Source organism: Rhodocista pekingensis (assembly GCF_042665545.1).
GTDB lineage: Bacteria > Pseudomonadota > Alphaproteobacteria > Azospirillales > Azospirillaceae > Rhodocista > Rhodocista pekingensis.
This window is the reverse complement of record NZ_JBHTCM010000006.1, coordinates 198594-215906: the sequence shown is the minus strand read 5'-3', so window position 1 is coordinate 215906 and position 17313 is coordinate 198594. Positions and strand designations below refer to the sequence as shown.

Genomic DNA, 17313 nt, shown 5'->3' with positions numbered 1-17313 from the left:
TGGGCGTCCACAAAAATGACGGAAACACAATTTTACGCCCCGGCCGGGACCGGAAAGAATTGAACGCTTCCCCGCCGCCAGCCTTATTACCGGGTGTGCGCCGCACCAATGGACCGCCGCTTCCTTCCGGGCCTGGAGGGGAACCGGCGGAGCGGCCGCCGACGACAGACGTAGCGGACAAAGCCCCCGCGACGGCATGAACGCGACGACAGCAACCGGACGACGGACAAGGAGTGAGATGATGTCACCGCTCGACCACGGCGCCCCCGCCAAGGCCGACCTTGAGGCGATCCACGCGAAGCGCTGGGACGGCATCAAGCGCGACTACACGATGGAGGACGTCCGTCGCCTGTCGGGCTCCGTCAAGATCGAGTACACCCTGGCCGAGATGGGTGCGCGCCGCCTGTGGGAGCTGCTGCACACCCGCCCCTATGTCCACACGCTGGGCGCCTTCACCGGCAATCAGGCGGTGCAGCATGTGAAGGCCGGGCTGGAAGCCATCTACCTGTCCGGCTGGCAGGTCGCCGCCGACGCCAATCTGGCCGGCCAGATGTATCCCGACCAGAGCCTCTATCCGGCCAACTCGGTCCCGGCGGTGGTCAAGCGCATCAACAACGCGCTGCAACGCGCCGACCAGATCCAGACGGCCGAGGGCAAGGGCGACACCTACTGGTTCGCGCCCATCATCGCCGACGCCGAGGCCGGCTTCGGCGGCCCGCTGAACGCCTTCGAGCTGATGAAGGCGATGATCGAGGCGGGCGCCGCCGGCGTCCATTTCGAGGACCAGCTCGCGTCGGAGAAGAAGTGCGGCCATCTGGGCGGCAAGGTGCTGATCCCGATCCAGCAGTTCATCCGCACGCTGAACGCCGCCCGCCTGGGCGCCGACGTCTGCGGCACCAGCACGCTGGTGATCGCCCGCACCGACGCCGAGTCGGCGCAGCTCATCACCTCCGACGTGGATGAGCGCGACCATCCCTTCATCGACCGCAACGACCGCACGCCGGAAGGCTTCTTCCGGATCAAGAAGGGCGTCGGCGTCGATTACTGCATCGCCCGCGCGCTGGAGTACGCGCCCTATTCCGACCTGATGTGGTGGGAGACGTCCAAGCCGAACCTGGACGACGCCCGCCGCTTCGCGGAGGCCGTCCACAAGAAGTTCCCCGGCAAGATGCTGGCCTACAACTGCTCGCCCTCCTTCAACTGGAAGGCCAACCTGGACGAGGCGACCATCGCCAGGTACCAGGCCGAGCTGGGCGCCATGGGCTACAAGTACCAGTTCGTCACGCTGGCCGGCTTCCACTCGCTGAACCTCGCCACCTTCGAGCTGGCGAAGGGCTACAAGGAGCGCGGCATGGCCGCCTACTCCGAGATGCAGCAGCGCGAGTTCGCGGCCGTGGACAAGGGCTTCACCGCGGTGAAGCACCAGCGCGAGGTCGGCACCGGCTACTTCGACCAGGTCAGCCTGGCGATCTCCGGCGGCCTGTCCTCCACCACCGCCATGAAGGACTCGACCGAGACCGACCAGTTCCACTGATCGCTTCCCTCCGGGACCGCCGGCCGCGCTGAAGCGGGCGGCGGTTCCGGAGCCGGCGGGGGTGCGCTGGACCGCCCCCGCCCCGTACCAAGGACCCCGCCACGGGGATTGCACCGGGACCGCCCCGTTCTGCTGAAGGAACGCCGGCGGCGCCCGACCGGAAACCGGCGCACTGGATCGCCGTGGACCGGCAAGCCCCGTGCGGGTCACTTGTTCCCTCCGACCGGCCGGCGTCCGCAGCCGCGGGGGCCGGGAACCCAAGAAAGGTGGCGCGATGGATCGCTACGTTGACCATGGTTCCAATGGCAGGACTGAGACCACCCGCCCGACGGCCCCGATGGACGGGCACCGGGCACGACCCGAACCCACGCCGTGGATGGCATTCTGCTCCGTCGGGGGCTTCGCTGCGGTGCTGACGCACTGGAAGGAGCCGGACCCCGCCCCTGCCGGCGGTCTCTAGCCCCCGGCGCAGATCGCTCTCCCGGGGCCGCCCGTCCGGCGGCTGCCGGGAGTTCCATGCCCTCCGCCACCGGGCCGTCCGCCGGTTCCGGTCGGGCGGAGCGTTCGCCGTTCCCCGACCCGTCGCGCCTTCCATTACCCCCCGCAGGCCGTTTCCACCCGCAGCACGACCGTCCCCGTTCCCGCCTGCCGCCCCGGCGGCCGGCGCATCCCGATCCGGGCTCGACAGCCAGGGCCGCAGCCGCCATATCGGCGGCAGCGCCGGCCGTCACCCGGCCCGATCCAGACCAGCCGCGGCACCACCGGACCGCGGACCGAACCAACCGGACAGAGACCACCAGGAGGATGTGAGCGATGACCACCCTGCCCGCCGGCGTCACCTTGAAGGGCGCCGTGCAGCCCGGCTTCGAGCAGATCCTGACCCCCGAGGCGATCGCCTTCGTGGTCGAGCTTGAGCGCCGTTTCGGGGCCCGCCGGCTTGAGCTGCTGGCCGCCCGCGAGGCGCGGCAGGCGCGGCTGGACCGGGGCGAGAAGCCGGACTTCCTGGCGGAGACGGCCGCCGTGCGCGCCGGCGACTGGACCATCGCCCCGCTGCCGCAGGACCTCCAGGACCGCCGGGTGGAGATCACCGGCCCGGTCGACCGCAAGATGATCATCAACGCCCTGAACAGCGGCGCGCGCCTGTTCATGGCGGATTTCGAGGACAGCAACACCCCGACCTGGGCCAACCAGATCGAGGGCCAGATCAACCTGCGCGACGCCGTCCGCCGCACCATCGAGTTCACCGATCCGGCCAGCGGCAAGCACTACCGGCTGAACGAGAAGCCGGCCGTGCTGAAGGTCCGGCCGCGCGGCTGGCACCTGGAGGAGCGGCACCTGCTGGTGGACGGCAGGCCGATGTCCGGCGGCCTGTTCGACTTCGGCCTGTTCTTCTTCCACAACGCCAAGGAGCTGCTGGCCCGCGGCAGCGGCCCCTACTTCTACCTGCCGAAGATGGAGGGCCATCTGGAGGCGCGGCTCTGGAACGACGCCTTCACCTACGCCGAGCAGGCGCTGGGCGTGCCGCACGGCTCGATCAAGGCCACCGTGCTGATCGAGACGATCCTGGCCGCCTTCGAGATGGACGAGATCCTGTACGAGCTGCGCGACCACTCGGCCGGCCTGAACTGCGGGCGCTGGGACTACATCTTCAGCTTCATCAAGAAGTTCCGCACCGACCCCGGCGCCGTGCTGCCGGACCGGGCGGAGGTGACGATGGCCACCCACATGATGAACAGCTACAGCCTGCTGGCCATCAAGACCTGCCACCGCCGCAACGCCCCCGCCATCGGCGGCATGGCCGCCTTCATCCCGATCAAGGGCGACGAGGAGGCCAACAGGGCCGCCTTCGCCAAGGTGAAGGCGGACAAGGAGCGCGAGGCGTCCAACGGCCATGACGGCACCTGGGTCGCGCATCCGGGGCTGGTCCCGGTGGCGCTGGAGGTGTTCGACCGGCTGATGCCGGGGCCGAACCAGATCGCGCGCCAGCGCGACGACGTGACGGTCACCGCCGCCGACCTGCTGCGCGTGCCCGACGGGCACAAGACGGAGGCCGGGCTGCGCATGAACGTCTCCGTCTCCATCGGCTATCTGGAGGCGTGGCTGCGCGGGCTGGGCTGCGTGCCGCTGTTCAACCTGATGGAGGACGCGGCCACGGCGGAGATCAGCCGCACCCAGATCTGGCAGTGGCTGCACAACGGCTCCACCCTGGACGACGGCCGCACGGTGGACCGCGCCATGGTGGAGACGGTCATCGCCGAGGAGCTGGCCGCCTGGAAGGAGCGCGTCGGCGCCGACCGCTATGCCGCCGGCAAGTACGAGGACGCCGGGCGGATGCTGGCCGATCTGGTCTTCACCGACCGCTTCGTCGAGTTCCTGACCCTGCCGGCCTATGAGCGCATCGTCGCCGAAGGCGCGTGAGAAGACCGTCGCCGAAGGCGCGTGAGAAGATCGTCGCCGAAGGCGCGTGAGAAGACCGTCGCCGAAGGCGCGTGAGAAGACCGCCGAAGGCGCGTGAGAAGACCGCCGACGGCGGCTGACGCGAAAACCCGCCCGTCCCGGACCCTCCGGGGCGGGCGGTGCCGTATCCAGGGAAGGCCGCGGGCCGTCAGGTGCTGGCGGGCACCGGCTTCGCCGGGGTGCCGTGCAGGCGGGGATCGACCTGACCCAGCTCCGGCGCCTCCCCCATGGGCTTGGGATCGGCGACATATTCCAGATCGGCGCGCCCGTCCGGCGCGCGGCCCCGGGCCCAGCGCCCCTGGGCGCTTTCCGTCCCCTCCGAGAAGTTCATGAACTGGTAGGCGACCTGCCCCAGCTCCCGCTCCTGCGGGAAGCTGGAGGGGCAGGGCGTCGATTCCAGCCCGTCGGCCTCCAGCTCCTGGATGGCGGCCAGCCACTGGTTCTGGTGCATGGTGTCGCGGGCGATCAGGAAGGACAGCAGGTCCCGCACGCCGTGATCCTCCGTCAGGGCATAGAGGCGGGTCGCCTGGAGGCGGCCCTGGCTCTCGGCCGTGACGTTGAAGCGGAAGTCGGCCAGCAGGTTGCCGCTGGAGACGATGTAGCGCGACGACCAGGGATTGCCGTTGCTGTCCGACGGGGCCGCCCCGCCGCCGTTGACGATGGCGTGCTGCGGGTTCATGCCGGCCAGGATGACGTCCTCGACCCGGCTGCCGCCCAGCACGGCCCCGACGATGGAGTCCTTGGCGGCATCCTCCTGCGCCTCGACGGGCGAGCTTTCCAGCAGCCGCGCGACCATCGTCGCCAGCATCTCGACATGGCCGATCTCCTCGGTGCCGATGTCCAGGATCATGTCGCGGTACTTGGCGGGGCCGCGGCAGTTCCAGCCCTGGAACAGATAGCCGAGCATGACCGACATCTCGCCCCACTGGCCGCCGATCAGTTCCTGGAGCTTGCGGGCATAGAGCGGGTCGGGCTTCGACGGCCGGGCGTGGTACTGAAGCCGGTTCTGGTGGATGAACATCGGGGCGGGCCTCCGTGCAGGGCGGTCCGGCGGGATGCCGGGCCGGCGATGCCGCGCGCCCCCTATCGTCGGGCACCCGGCATCGGCGGAGGCAACAGCGCGCGGCCCGGCCGGTCACCCGGCAGGCCGTCGCTTTCCGGGGTTTCCCCCCTGCAAAGACGGGGCACCGCCTCCCCGAAGGCGGGTCCCGCCCGGGACCGTCCCCGGGACCCGTCCCCGCGGGCGCCTACGCCCCGTCATCCTCCTCCACCCGGCGGCAGGAGGGGCACCAGCGGTCGGGGTTCTTGAGAAAGCGGTCGATCTCGTCCAGCGCGTCCTGCGGCAGGTAGGCGCCCTCCCGCGCCACCTCCAGCAGGTCCCACCAGGTCGCCAGCGCGTGCAGCCGCACGCCCAGCGGCGACAGGTTCTCGTGGATGCGGTCGAAGACGCCGTACTGGAACAGCACGAACAGCTCCTGCACGTTCGCGCCGGCCTCCTGGAGCGGGGCGATCAGGCGCGCCTTGCGGTGGCCGTCGGTGGCGAGCTGCTCCACCAGCATCACCCGCCAGCCCGGCTCGACCCGGCTTTCCACCACAGACTTGTGCGGGTCGTCGCTGGGACCGCGGCGGACGAAGAGCAGCGGCAGGTCCAGCCGGTCCGCGATCAGGGTGGCGAAGGGCACCCCCTGCCCCTCCGTGCAGGCGGCGATGGCGTCCAGCCCGTCGCCGCCGACATCGCGCTCGATCGCCTCCACCGCCAGATCGATCAGCCGGTTGCGCGGCCCCGGCCAGGCCAGCACGCGGCGGGCGTCCACATGCAGGGGGCTTTCCACCCCGTCGCCGATCCTGAAGGTCGTGCCCGTGTCGAACCGCACGGCCCCGCAGTCCAGCAGCAGCCGGGCCGTGGCCATGGCCTCCTTGCGCAGTTCCATGTCGGCATAGTCGGGAACCATGGCGTGCCTCCCCCCTGATGGTGTCGGTTTCACGTCCAAACCCACCCCAACAGTAGCAGCACCCGCCCCATGCCGGGGTGAGACAGATCAATCCCCCGTTGAGCGTCCGCCGCCGCGCCACCCCCTACGATCGGACTAGGCCATAGGGTCGGCCCGGTCCCTGCCGGCGCCGTTCCCCCGTCAGCGGCCCTTGAAGGCGGGCCTGCGCTTCTCCAGGAAGGCGGTCATGCCCTCGCGGAAGTCGGCGGTGGCGAACAGCGTCAGCAGTTGCAGATAGACATGGTGGACATGGTCCGGAAAGGTCTGGTTCTGACCCATCCGCATCATGCGCTTGGCCGCCTGCACGGCGAGCGGCGCGTTGTCCGCGATCTCCCGCGCCAGCGCCGCGACGGCGGCGGGCAGCTCGGCATCCGGGACGACGCGGCCGACCAGCCCCAGCGCCTTCGCCTCCTCCGCCGGCAGGACGCGGCCGGTGAAGATCAGCTCGGCCGCCGTCTCCCAGCCGACCATGCGCGGCAGCAGCCAGGTCGAGCCGGACTCCGGCAGCACGCCGCGCCGGCAGAAGGCGGCCGAGAGCTTGGCCGAGGCCGCCATCACCCGCAGGTCGCAGCCCAGCGCCAGATCCATGCCGTAACCCGCCGCCGCCCCGTTCACGGCGCAGATCGTCGGCTTGTCCATGGCGTGCAGCACGGTCGGCGGGCTGCGCGACAGGTCGATGCTGGTGGGGGTGGCGGACGGGGCGACGGGGCCGTCGCCCGCCTCGAACTGGAGGCCGGTGCGCAGGTCGAGCCCGGCGCAGAAGGCCCGGCCGCTGCCGGTCAGCACCACCACCCGCACGGCCGGGTCGCGGTCGGCCCGCAGCAGCAGCTCGGCCAGCCGGTCCAGCATGGGGCCGGAGATGGTGTTCATCCGGTCCGGCCGGTTCAGGGTGATGGTGGCGATGCCGTCCGCCTGGGCGTACAGCACCTCCTCGTCCGCGCCGGCCTCCGCCCGCTCCGCCCCGGTCTGCATGGCCTTTTTCTCCCACCGCCTGTTGCCGCCACCTGTTGGCCGCCGCCTGTTGGCCGCCGCCTGTTGCGGCGGCAGTGTCGCCAGGGCCGGGGCCGCGGGCAAGGCACACCGGGGCCCTGCCCGCGGGCCGGTCAGCCGGCGCGGGCGCGGGCGTCGGCGCGGGCCCCGGTCCGGCCGCCGGCATCGGCCAGCAGACGGATGAGGGCCAGCGCCTCGGCCGGCGGCTGCCGCTCCACCCGCCGGTAGGCGCTGCAATCGACGGCGCGCACCATCATCCCGTGATCGACCAGTTCCCGCCGCAGCAGCGCGTGGTCGCCGAAATCGTGGTTCTCCGTCAGCAGGGCGTTGACCTCCCGCTCCGTGAAGGTGCGGCGGGCCGGGATGCGCGACCACAGCACCCAGAGGCAGGGCTCCTGGTGGCTGAACTTCGACGGCCAGCGGGCCAGCCGGGCCTGCGGCCCGAAACAGCGCAGGATCTGCGTCAGCCGGACATGATCCACCGCCGGCGCCGGCAGGGGCGGGCGGGCCAGCCGGTCGCGCGCCTCGATCTGGGCGCGGTAGTGCTGGAAGTTGCGGTAGCCGGCGGAGCGCGCCAGCATGTTCAGCATCTCGCAATGGCCGGGCGGCTGCCCGGCGGCGCCGAGCTGGACGCGCAGCGACTTCGCCACGGCGGAGATGTCATCGGCAAGGAAGGGTATGTCGAGCTTGGTCATGGCGTATCCCCGGACGTGCCTGTCCTGCGGCGGGTCTGCCCACCGATGGGACCTGTCGGGGTCGCCCTTGCGACGCGGCACGGGTCAAGGATGGCCGTGGAAGCGCGTGTCCGTCGAAGCGGATGATGGCAGGTTCAGCATTCCCTTTCGGGATGGCGACGCCTGGGTGAACTGCCGACCGGGGCGGAGCATAGCGCGGCGGGCGGCCGGATTCAACCGGCGGCGACGGCCGCGGCCGCCGCCCCCCTGTTCCCGCCCGCCTGATCCCGCCCGCCTCAACTGATGGCCGAGAGCGCCTCTTCCAGCTCGTTGAAGTCCGGCATGTAGTCGCTGGGCACCTTCTTGCGCGCCGCCTCGATCGAGACCTGCGGCGCGTAGCCGGCGAGGTGGGCGGTGATGGCCGCCTGGATGACCATGTAGAACTGCATCTCCTCCTCCGTGATGGCCTTCAGCCGCGAGGCGATGGGCGCCACGATGCAGTAGGAGAGGAAGATGCCCATGAAGGTGCCGACCAGGGCGCCGCCGATCAGCTTGCCCAGCACCTCCGGCGGCTCGTTGATCGATGCCATGGTCTTGATGACGCCCAGCACCGCCGCGACGATCCCGAGCGCCGGCATGGCGTCCGCCATGGTCTGGAGCGCGTGGGAGGAGTGCAGATCCTCGTGCTTCGCCTTCTCGATCTCCTGCTCCATCAGGGACTCCATCTCGTGCGGATTGTCCACACCGATGGAGAACATGCGCAGGTAATCGGCAATGAATTTGACCGTGAAGGGGTCCTTCATGATGCTGGGATAAGCATTGAAGATGTTGCTCTCCATCGGCTTTTCGATGTGCTGCTCGATGGCGAGAACACCCTTGGTCTTCATCGTCTTGAGAATCTGGTACAGGAGCGACAGAAGCTCCATGTATTCTTTCTTGTGAAAACGCGCGCCGCCGAAGATGCGCTTGATGTCCGCCATCGACTTCTTGATGACGTGCGAGCTGTTCGCGATCAGGAAGGACGACACGGCGGAGCCGCCGATGATCATCACCTCCTTCGGCAGGGCCTCCACGATGATGCCGATCTTGCCGCCGAAGATGATGTATCCGCCGAAGACGCAGAAGAAGACGCCGAACAGGCCGATGGCGGGAAACATGGACTACCCCGGGTGGCTGCATCACTCCCGGTCTAAAGGTCGATGGTAAAGGAAGGGTTTGTCAAATCCCATCTATCGGGGTGCGGCGGTGAGAATCCGGTTCCCGCTCCCCGTCCGCCTTCCCGGCCCCCCGCGGCCCGCCGGGCCGCACCCGTGCAGCGGACAGGCCGGTCCCGGTCCGGCGCCGCCCCTGGCCGCCGTGCGCTACACTGCCCCGACCGCCACCAGAGCGGGACAACGATAATCGGTCAGGGAGGAAACGGATGCAGGCCGGACTGGTCAGCGGCGACCGCGCGCTGTCGCTGCAAGAGCTTCGGCTGCGCGCCTTGCGCGCGGCCCGCGGGTTCGATGCGCTGGGGGTGGGACGCGGCGACGCGGTGGCACTGATGCTGCGCAACGACTTCCCGCTGCTGGAGGCGTCGCTGGCGGCGGGCGACCTGGGCGCCTATGCCACGCCCGTCAATTTCCACTACCGGGCCGACGAGGCGGCCCACATCCTGCAGGACTGCGGCGCCAAGGCGCTGGTGATCCATGCCGACCTGATCCCGCAGATCGGAACCGCCCTGCCGGCCGACATCCCCGTGCTGGTGGTGCCGACACCGCCGGAGATCCAGGCCGCGCACGGCGTGGCGCCGGTAGAGGCCGCCGTGCCGCCGGGCATGACGGGGTGGGAGGACTTCCTGGCCGCGCACGCCCCCTGGGACCGGCCGCCGCAACTGCCGCCGGCCAGCCTGATCTACACCAGCGGCACCACCGGCAGGCCCAAGGGCGTGCGCCGGCTGCCGCCGACGCCGGCGCAATACGAGCTGGTCAACCGCATGCGGGTGCTGGTGTTCGGCATCGACGGCCCGGTGCGCAGCGTGATGGCGGCCCCGCTCTACCACACGGCGCCGAACGCCTATGGCCTGTCGGTGCTGCGCGAGGGCGGGCTGCTGGTGTTGCAGCCCCGCTTCGACCCGGAGGATCTGCTGCGGCTGATCGAGCGGCACCGGATCACGCATCTCTATCTGGTGCCGACCATGTTCGTGCGGCTGCTGAAGCTGCCCGACGAGGTGCGGCGGCGCTACGATGTCAGCTCGCTGCGCTTCGTGCTGCACGCCGCCGCGCCCTGCCCGCCCGACGTGAAGCGGGCGATGATCGCGTGGTGGGGGCCGGTCATCAACGAGTTCTACGCCTCGACCGAGGCGGCGACGGTCACCTTCGTCACCGCGGAAGAATGGCTGCGCCACCCCGGCACCGTGGGCAAGCCGCCGCCCGACGTGGAGGTCCGCATCCTGGACGACCAGAGGCGGCCGGTGCCGCCCGGCACGCCGGGGGAGATCTACAGCCGGCACCGGCACATGCCCGACTTCACCTATCACGGGCTGGAGGAGCGCCGCCGCGAGGTGGAACATGACGGGCTGATCACCTCGGGCGATGTCGGGTACTTCGATGCCGAGGGCTATCTCTATCTCTGCGACCGCAAGCGCGACATGGTCATCTCCGGCGGGGTGAACCTCTATCCGGCGGAGATCGAGCATGCCCTGATCACCATGCCCGGCGTGCAGGACTGCGCCTGCTTCGGCATCCCCGACGACGATCTGGGAGAGGCGATGATGGCCGTGGTGCAGGCCGAGGACGGCGTGGACCTGACGGCGGAGGACATCCGCACCTGGCTGCGCGAGCGGCTGGCCGGAGTGAAGGTGCCGAAGCGGATCGAGCTACGCGACAGCCTGCCCCGGGAGGACAGCGGCAAGATCTTCAAGCGCAAGCTGCGCGAACCCTACTGGCGCGGGACCGGCCGGGCGATCTGACCCCGGATGCAGGGCGGCGTGCCGCCACCCGATCAGGCCGCGGCGCGCAGCCCGAGATAGGCTTTCCACTTCTCCGGCGTCATGGCGGCGGTGTAGGCGGCCTGCATCTCCGGTGTCAGCAGTTCGATCAGGAAGCGGTTGTCGATCCACAGCTCGATCACCTGGAAGACGCCGCCGCGGTCGCAGACCCGGCCGGACCAGCCTGCCCGCGTCAGCACGGCCTCCACCTCCGCCCGCGACAGCGGCACGCCCAGGGCGAGGTGGACCTCGTTCAGCTCGGCCGGTTCCACCGCCTCGGTCACGGCCCCGGTCCGGGTGGGCTTCAGTGCGGCCCCGGAGGGATAGACCTCCAGCAGGTGCCCGCCGCCTTCGCCGCAGAAGACGACGAAGCCCCCCGGCACCGACGGGAAGGGAAAGGAGCGGCCGCGGGTCAGACTGGCCAGCACGCCGGCGGCCAGGGCGGGATCGTCCGCGGGAATCGAGGCGTGGAACAGCATCGCGTGTCCTCTTCACTGATGGCGCCCTGTCTCCGGCGCAGCCCGGACCTTGCGGAAAGGCGGTTTCCCGCCGATGCCGCCGGGCTTCCGCGACGGAACATGCCTGGCGCGCAGGAGATGGGCGTGGTGCGTCGCCGCAGCCCAGACTGATCACTTGATGACGACCAAGGGGTTAATCCTTCATCAACCTATACTATCGAGAGTCGTGCGAAACGGCGGTCCGCTGCCGTGACGGGAAAGGAGCACAGCCATGGTTCGCACGCTCAACAATCTTCCCCTGCTCGGAAAACTGGCGATCCCCATGATCGTCCTGGTTGCCGTGCTGGTCGCCGTCGGCTGGCAGGGTCATGCCGGGGTGCGCCAGCTCAACACGGCCTCCAATGCCGCGATCGAGGGTGTGGCCAAACGGCAGGCCCTGGCCCTGATCGTGGTCGCCCGCCTGAACGAAGCGACCGTGGCCGAGAAGAACGTCATCATCGAGTCGGAGATCGCCGCCAAGCAGGCGGCGCGGCAGAGTTTCGAAACCGCCTCCAAGGCCGCCCTGGACGCCGCCGAGGAACTGGTGGCGATGAGCAGCACGCCGCAGCGCCGGGTCGGCAACGAGGCCCTGCGCGACGCGGTCGCCGCCTTCCGGGATGGCGCGGCGCGGACCGTGACCCTTGCCATGGAAAACCGTGATGCAGAGGCCGCGACCCAGTCCGCCACCGTCGTCCGGATGCTGCGGCTGAAGGCCGAGGAACTGGCCGACACGGTCGTGGGCCTGACCACCGCCGACATGGACCGCACGGTGGCCGAGACGAACGCCCTGGCGGACACCGTCGCGTCGCGTGTCATGCTGGTTTCCGGTTTCGGCCTCGTGATCGGGCTGGGCATGATGGCCTGGATCGTCCTGGTCTTCGTGGTCGGGCCGCTGGCGCGGATGGCCGCCGCCATGCAGACCATCGCCGGCGGCGTGCTGACGCTGGAGGTGGTGGGCACCGAACGCCGCGACGAGGTCGGCACGCTGGCCCGCGCGCTCCAGGTGTTCAAGGAGAACGGCCTTGCCATGCGCCGGATGGAGGCGGAAGCCGCGGAGCAGAAGGCGGCCGCCGAACGGCAGCGGCGCGAGGCCCTGCTGCGCATGGCCGGCGAGTTCGAGCGCAGCGTGAAGGGCGTGGTCGAGGCCGTCGCCGCCGCCGCCACGGAGATGGAGGCCGCCGCCCAGGCCATGGGCGCCACCGCCGAGGAGACGACGCGGCAGGCGACGGCCGTCGCCAGCGCCGCGGAACAGGCCAGCGTCAACGTCAACACGGTCGCCAGCGCGACGGAGGAACTGTCCACCTCCATCCACGAGATCGCCCGGCAGGTCGCCAGCTCCAGCCAGATCGCCGATCAGGCGGTGCGGGAAGCGAAGCTGACCGACGAAACGATGCACACCCTGGCCGACACGGCCCAGCGCATCGGCGCCGTGGTGGAGCTGATCAACACCATCGCGCAGCAGACCAACCTGCTGGCGCTGAACGCCACCATCGAGGCGGCGCGCGCCGGGGAGGCGGGCAAGGGCTTCGCCGTCGTGGCGAGCGAGGTCAAGGCGCTGGCCTTGCAGACCCAGAAGGCGACGGAGGAGATCGGATCGCAGGTCGACGGCATCCAGAGTTCGACCGATCAGGCGGTGAAGTCGATCCAGGCGATCTTCAGGACCATCGGCCGGATGAGCGAGATCTCCACCATCATCGCCAGCGCGGTGGAGCAGCAGCAGGCCGCGGCCCGCGACATCGCCAACAACGTGGCCCAGGCGGCGGCCGGCACCTCGGAAGTCTCCAGCAACATCTCCGGCGTCACCCACGCCGCCGAGGAGACCGGCTCCGCCGCCACCCAGGTGCAGGGCACGGCCGGCGGGCTGGCCCGCGAGTCGGAGATCCTGCGCCGACAGGTCGACGGCTTCCTCGGCACCGTGCGCGCGGCCTGACACCTCCGAGTCAGTCGCCCTCCGCGTCAGTCGTCCGACCCTTCCGCCGCGCCCGACCCCCAGGCGCGGCGGAAGGCGTTCGCGGCTTCGTGGGCGCGGCGGGTCGGTTCCGGCAGGCGGTAGCGCCCGCCCAGCCGCAGGGTCCAGTCCACCGCCGTCTCCCCGTCGATCCGATGCCCGGTGCTGACATAGAGCGGCGCCACCCTGTCCTTGCTGCGCAGCACGGTGGCGATCGTCCGCCCCTGCCAGACCAGCGGCACCCGGCTGCCCCGCCCCGGACCCGGCTCGCCCGCCGGGGCGCCGACCAGGATGCTCTTGGCGACGCCGATGGCGGGCAGGTCGAGCAGCACGCCGAGATGGGCGGCGATGCCCAGGCCCCGCGGGTGGCTGATGCCGTGCCCGTCCACCAGCACCAGATCGGGTGGGCGCGAAAGCGCCTGGAACGCCGCCAGCAGCGCCGGCACCTCGCGGAAGCCCAGGAAGCCGGGCACGTAGGGGATCGGCGCCACCCGCATCGCCGTGCCCACCTCCAGCGTCTCCCGCGTCGCGGCGTCCAGCAGGACGACGGCGGCGAAGACACGGCCCGAGGGGTCGCGGCCGAACTGGCTGACATCCACCCCGGCGACGGTGCGGACCGGCCCGTCCGGGCCGTGCGGCACCACCCGCCCGGCCAGCTCGCGCTGGACCCGGGCAGCGGTGGCGAGATCGGGCGGGGTGAGCCAGTCGGCAGGAATCTCGGGCAGGTCCATACGGGCTGAACGGGCGGCGGGCGGGGTCCGCCCAGTCTGGCCCGGAAACCGCCGGAGGGGGAAGGACGGAGAAGAAGGGGGAGAACCCCGGCGGGCGGTGACCTTCACCGGGCTTTCATGCCGGCGCCGTAGTCTCGCCGCTTTCGCCTGCCACCTCTGCCGGGCGGACGCTGCGGCAGCCGCGCCACAGTGTCGCCGGCATTTGCGGCCGAGGCTTCCGCCGGCACCGCCGCGACCCTATCGTTCAGCAGCGTTCAGCCCCGGCGCCCGCCTGCACGGAACCCGACCCGCCCGTGAGCACACCCGTCCCTCCCCTCCGCCCGCCGCCCCGCCCCGCCCCGCCGCCGCCGCAACGGCCGGTGCCGCGCCGGCCCGGACGGCGCTGGCCCGGCATCCTGCTGCGGACCGCCGTGGTGGCGTCGATCTGGGTCTTCATGGCCGGCCTGTTCACCGTGGCCTGGTTCGCGCACGACCTGCCGGACGTGAGCGGCGCCGTGCAGGTGGAGCGGCGGCCGGCCGTGACCCTGGTGGCGGCGGACGGCGCGCCCTTCGCCCGCTTCGGCGACCTGCGCGGCGCCACGGTGGACGTGACGCAGCTTCCGCCGCATCTGGTCAATGCCGTGATCGCCACGGAGGACCGGCGGTTCTGGAGCCATTTCGGGCTGGACCCGATCGGCATCGCCCGCGCCGCGGTGACCAACTACCGCGCCGGGCGGGTGGTGCAGGGCGGTTCGACGCTCACCCAGCAGCTTGCCAAGAACCTGTTCCTGACGCCGGACCAGACCCTGAAGCGCAAGGTGCAGGAGGCGCTGCTGGCCGTCTGGCTGGAGCGCCGCTACAGCAAGCAGGAAATCCTGACCGCCTATCTGAACCGGGTCTATCTGGGGGCCGGCACCTATGGCGTGGACGCCGCCGCCCGGACCTACTTCAACAAGCCGGCGACGGAACTGACGCTGCGCGAATCCGCCGTGATCGCCGGCCTTCTCAAGGCGCCGTCGCGCTATACGCCCGCCGCCAACCCCGACCGCGCCCTGGAGCGGGCGGAGGTGGTGCTGCGCGCCATGCTGGACCAGGGCTACATCAACGAGGCGGAGATGCGGGCGGCCCTGGACATCCCGCCGGTGCCGCGGCGCAAGCCGGGCAGCGAGGGCGAGGGCCGCTACTTCGCCGCCTGGGTCGCCGACCAGGTGGCCGCCTTCGTCGGCCCCGACCATGGCGATCTGGTCGTCTACACCTCGTTCGATCCGGCCATCCAGCGCGCCGCGGAAAGCCATGTGGCCGCCCTGCTGCGCGGTCCGGGGGCCGAGGCGCGGGTCGGGCAGGCGGCCGTGGTGGTGATGACGCCGGAGGGGGCCGTGAAGGCCCTGGTAGGCGGCCGCGACTACGGCGAGAGCCAGTTCAACCGCGCCACCCAGGCCCTGCGCCAGCCGGGATCGGCGTTCAAGCCGGTGGTCTTCCTCTCCGCCCTGGAGATGGGCTGGACAGAGACCTCGACGGTGATGGACGCGCCCTACCGCAAGGGCAAGTGGGCGCCGGAGAACTATGACGGCAAGTACCGCGGCGAGATCACCCTGCGCGACGCCCTGGCCCATTCGGTGAACACGGCGACCGTGCGCCTGCTGGAAGCGTCGGGCGTGGACAACGCCATCAGCGTGGCCCGCCGGCTGGGCCTGACCTCGACCATGCGGCGCGACCTGTCGCTGGCGCTGGGCACCAGCGAGGTGACGCTGCTGGAGCTGACCGGCGCCTATGCCACCTTCGCCAACCGCGGCCGGGCGGTGATGCCCTACGCCATCCTGGAGATCCGCGACGCCAACGGCCAGCTCTTGTACCAGCGCCGCGGCTCCGGCGCGGGCTATGCCGTCTCCGGGCCGGAAGTGGCGGCGATGACCCGGCTGCTGCTGGCGCCCATCGCCTACGGCACGGGCGGCGCCGCCCGGCTGGACCGCATGGCCGCCGGCAAGACCGGCACGACGCAGGACTACCGCGACGCCTGGTTCGTCGGCTTCACCGCCGATCTGGTGGCCGGGGTCTGGATGGGCAACGACGACGGCGCGCCGATGAAGCGGATCACCGGCGGCACCCTGCCGGCGCGGCTCTGGCACGACGTCATGATGGCCGCCCACACCGGGCTGCCGCCGCGCGATCTGCCGGGGCTGGACGGCGGCCCGGGCCGGGCCGTGCCGGAACCGATGGTGGCGGAGCGCACGCCGGAGGAAGCGGTTGCCCCCGCCCCGCCCGCCCGGTCCATCGGTGAGCTGCTGGAGCGCCTGACCGGCGGCCGCTGAGGGCCGCCGGACATTCCGCCACCGGCGGCCGCTGAGGGCCGCCGGTTGACGGTCGGGTCGGCGGGCCTCAGGCCGTCTGGAGCTGCGACAGGAACGGATAGTCCGTGTAGCCCTTCTCCCCGCCACCGTAGAAGGTCGCGGGATCGGCCTCGTTCAGCGGCGCGTCCAGGCGGTAGCGCTCGACCAGGTCCGGGTTGGCGATGAAGGGCACGCCGAAGGCGACCGCATCGGCCTGCCCGTCCGCCAGGGCGCGCGTGGCCGTCGCCTTGTCGTAGCCGCCATTGACGATGAACGGCCCGGTGAAGGCCTGCCGGAGCTGCCGGCAGACGCGGGCGGTGCCCTTCGGGCTCATCGGGTGGTCGTCGCGCAGCGGCTCGATGACATGCAGATAGGCCAGCCCGAAACGGTTCAGCGCCGCGGCGGCATGGCCGAAGGTGGCCGCCGGGTCGGCGTCCGACATGCCGTTGACGGTATTGGTGGGCGAGAGGCGCACGCCCACCCGGTCGCCGCCCAGCACGTCCGTCACCGCGGCCGTCACCTCCAGCAGGAGGCGGGCGCGGTTCTCGACACTGCCGCCATAGGCATCGGTGCGGGCGTTGGAGCCGCTGCGCAGGAACTGGTCGATCAGGTAGCCGTTGGCGGCGTGGATCTCCACCCCGTCGAAGCCGGCCTCGCGGGCGCGGGCGGCGGCGGCGGCGAACTTCCCGACGATGCCGGGGATCTCGTCGATCTCCAGGGCGCGCGGGGTGGGGGCCTCGACCAGCCCCTGGTGGGTGTAGAGCTTGATGCCGGGGCTGATGGCGCTGGGCGCCACCGGCAGGGCGCCGCCGGGCTGGTAGCTCTGGTGCGAGACGCGGCCGACATGCCAGAGCTGCACGACGATGCGGCCGCCGGCCTTGTGGACGGCGTCGGTCACGGCGCGCCAGCCGGCGACCTGCGCGTCAGTGTAGAGGCCGGGCGTGTCGGGATAGCCCTGGCCCTCGGGCGTGACCTGCGTCGCCTCCGCGATGATCAGGCCGGCCGTCGCGCGCTGGCGGTAGTAGGTCACCGCCAAGGGGTTCGGCACGTTGCCCGCGACGGCCCGGGAGCGGGTCAGCGGCGCCATCACGAAGCGGTTGGGCAGGTCCAGCGCGCCCAGGCGCACGGGCGTGAACAGGGTGGTGTCGCTCATGGTCGGTTCCGGTTCGGGGACGGGGGTCCGGTGGGGTCCGGCAGGGTAAGATCGCGGGTCCGCG

Annotated in this window: 13 protein-coding genes; 5 read left to right on the top strand and 8 right to left on the bottom strand. The window is 71.1% G+C overall.

What is annotated here, in order from left to right; genetic code table 11:
• The first annotated feature begins 241 nt into the window (after positions 1-241).
• Together aceA and aceB are read left to right on the top strand one after the other, a co-directional pair.
• Positions 242-1534 (top strand): isocitrate lyase, encoded by a 1293-nt coding sequence (gene aceA / locus ACFQPS_RS05860; RefSeq protein WP_377357241.1) that lies wholly within the window; start codon positions 242-244, stop codon positions 1532-1534.
• An 813-nt stretch (positions 1535-2347) separates the two neighbouring features.
• Positions 2348-3952, top strand: coding sequence for a malate synthase A (gene aceB, locus ACFQPS_RS05855; RefSeq protein WP_377357239.1), 1605 nt, complete (start codon positions 2348-2350; stop codon positions 3950-3952).
• Positions 3953-4139: 187 nt separating this feature from the next.
• Here aceB and ACFQPS_RS05850 read toward each other — a convergent pair whose 3' ends face one another.
• From ACFQPS_RS05850 to motA, 5 genes are all read right to left on the bottom strand, one after another.
• Positions 4140-5012, bottom strand: a complete 873-nt coding sequence (locus ACFQPS_RS05850) for a manganese catalase (protein WP_377357237.1) — start codon at positions 5010-5012, stop codon at positions 4140-4142.
• Positions 5013-5238: 226 nt separating this feature from the next.
• On the bottom strand, positions 5239-5943 hold the full coding sequence (locus tag ACFQPS_RS05845; RefSeq protein ID WP_377357235.1) for an orotate phosphoribosyltransferase: 705 nt from the start codon (positions 5941-5943) through the stop codon (positions 5239-5241).
• A gap of 180 nt (positions 5944-6123) precedes the next feature.
• Positions 6124-6954: an enoyl-CoA hydratase/isomerase family protein gene (locus ACFQPS_RS05840; protein WP_377357233.1), complete on the bottom strand. Its 831-nt coding sequence runs from the start codon at positions 6952-6954 to the stop codon at positions 6124-6126.
• Positions 6955-7085: 131 nt separating this feature from the next.
• The gene (locus ACFQPS_RS05835) at positions 7086-7667 is read right to left on the bottom strand and encodes a DUF2087 domain-containing protein (RefSeq protein WP_377357232.1); all 582 of its coding nucleotides are present in this window, start codon (positions 7665-7667) and stop codon (positions 7086-7088) included.
• A 275-nt stretch (positions 7668-7942) separates the two neighbouring features.
• Positions 7943-8803: a flagellar motor stator protein MotA gene (gene motA / locus ACFQPS_RS05830; protein WP_377357230.1), complete on the bottom strand. Its 861-nt coding sequence runs from the start codon at positions 8801-8803 to the stop codon at positions 7943-7945.
• Positions 8804-9066: 263 nt separating this feature from the next.
• Between motA and ACFQPS_RS05825 the strand changes: the two genes are divergently transcribed.
• Positions 9067-10596 (top strand): acyl-CoA synthetase, encoded by a 1530-nt coding sequence (locus tag ACFQPS_RS05825; RefSeq protein WP_377357229.1) that lies wholly within the window; start codon positions 9067-9069, stop codon positions 10594-10596.
• A 32-nt stretch (positions 10597-10628) separates the two neighbouring features.
• Here the strand turns inward: ACFQPS_RS05825 and ACFQPS_RS05820 are convergent, their stop codons facing one another.
• The gene (locus tag ACFQPS_RS05820) at positions 10629-11093 is read right to left on the bottom strand and encodes a hypothetical protein (protein ID WP_377357228.1); all 465 of its coding nucleotides are present in this window, start codon (positions 11091-11093) and stop codon (positions 10629-10631) included.
• A gap of 250 nt (positions 11094-11343) precedes the next feature.
• Between ACFQPS_RS05820 and ACFQPS_RS05815 the strand changes: the two genes are divergently transcribed.
• Positions 11344-13041 carry a methyl-accepting chemotaxis protein gene (locus ACFQPS_RS05815; RefSeq protein WP_377357227.1) on the top strand — a complete coding sequence of 566 codons (1698 nt, stop codon included), beginning with the start codon at positions 11344-11346 and terminating at the stop codon, positions 13039-13041.
• Between the two features lie 26 nt (positions 13042-13067).
• Here the strand turns inward: ACFQPS_RS05815 and ACFQPS_RS05810 are convergent, their stop codons facing one another.
• Entirely contained in the window at positions 13068-13790 is a 723-nt protein-coding gene (locus tag ACFQPS_RS05810; RefSeq protein ID WP_377357226.1) for an endonuclease V, read from the bottom strand.
• A 293-nt stretch (positions 13791-14083) separates the two neighbouring features.
• Between ACFQPS_RS05810 and ACFQPS_RS05805 the strand changes: the two genes are divergently transcribed.
• Complete coding sequence (locus ACFQPS_RS05805; RefSeq protein WP_377357224.1) at positions 14084-16078, top strand: transglycosylase domain-containing protein; 1995 nt, start codon at positions 14084-14086, stop codon at positions 16076-16078.
• A 67-nt stretch (positions 16079-16145) separates the two neighbouring features.
• Here ACFQPS_RS05805 and ACFQPS_RS05800 read toward each other — a convergent pair whose 3' ends face one another.
• Positions 16146-17249, bottom strand: coding sequence for an alkene reductase (locus tag ACFQPS_RS05800; protein ID WP_377357222.1), 1104 nt, complete (start codon positions 17247-17249; stop codon positions 16146-16148).
• Between the last annotated feature and the right edge of the window lie 64 nt (positions 17250-17313).

What these genes read in the sequence shown, in the direction of transcription:
- aceA (WP_377357241.1), top strand. Translation starts at nt 242, where the DNA reads ATGTCACCGCTCGACCACGGCGCCCCCGCCAAGGCCGACCTTGAGGCG.
- aceB (WP_377357239.1), top strand. Translation starts at nt 2,348, where the DNA reads ATGACCACCCTGCCCGCCGGCGTCACCTTGAAGGGCGCCGTGCAGCCC.
- ACFQPS_RS05850 (WP_377357237.1), bottom strand. Translation starts at nt 5,012, where the DNA reads ATGTTCATCCACCAGAACCGGCTTCAGTACCACGCCCGGCCGTCGAAG.
- ACFQPS_RS05845 (WP_377357235.1), bottom strand. Translation starts at nt 5,943, where the DNA reads ATGGTTCCCGACTATGCCGACATGGAACTGCGCAAGGAGGCCATGGCC.
- ACFQPS_RS05840 (WP_377357233.1), bottom strand. Translation starts at nt 6,954, where the DNA reads ATGCAGACCGGGGCGGAGCGGGCGGAGGCCGGCGCGGACGAGGAGGTG.
- ACFQPS_RS05835 (WP_377357232.1), bottom strand. Translation starts at nt 7,667, where the DNA reads ATGACCAAGCTCGACATACCCTTCCTTGCCGATGACATCTCCGCCGTG.
- motA (WP_377357230.1), bottom strand. Translation starts at nt 8,803, where the DNA reads ATGTTTCCCGCCATCGGCCTGTTCGGCGTCTTCTTCTGCGTCTTCGGC.
- ACFQPS_RS05825 (WP_377357229.1), top strand. Translation starts at nt 9,067, where the DNA reads ATGCAGGCCGGACTGGTCAGCGGCGACCGCGCGCTGTCGCTGCAAGAG.
- ACFQPS_RS05820 (WP_377357228.1), bottom strand. Translation starts at nt 11,093, where the DNA reads ATGCTGTTCCACGCCTCGATTCCCGCGGACGATCCCGCCCTGGCCGCC.
- ACFQPS_RS05815 (WP_377357227.1), top strand. Translation starts at nt 11,344, where the DNA reads ATGGTTCGCACGCTCAACAATCTTCCCCTGCTCGGAAAACTGGCGATC.
- ACFQPS_RS05810 (WP_377357226.1), bottom strand. Translation starts at nt 13,790, where the DNA reads ATGGACCTGCCCGAGATTCCTGCCGACTGGCTCACCCCGCCCGATCTC.
- ACFQPS_RS05800 (WP_377357222.1), bottom strand. Translation starts at nt 17,249, where the DNA reads ATGAGCGACACCACCCTGTTCACGCCCGTGCGCCTGGGCGCGCTGGAC.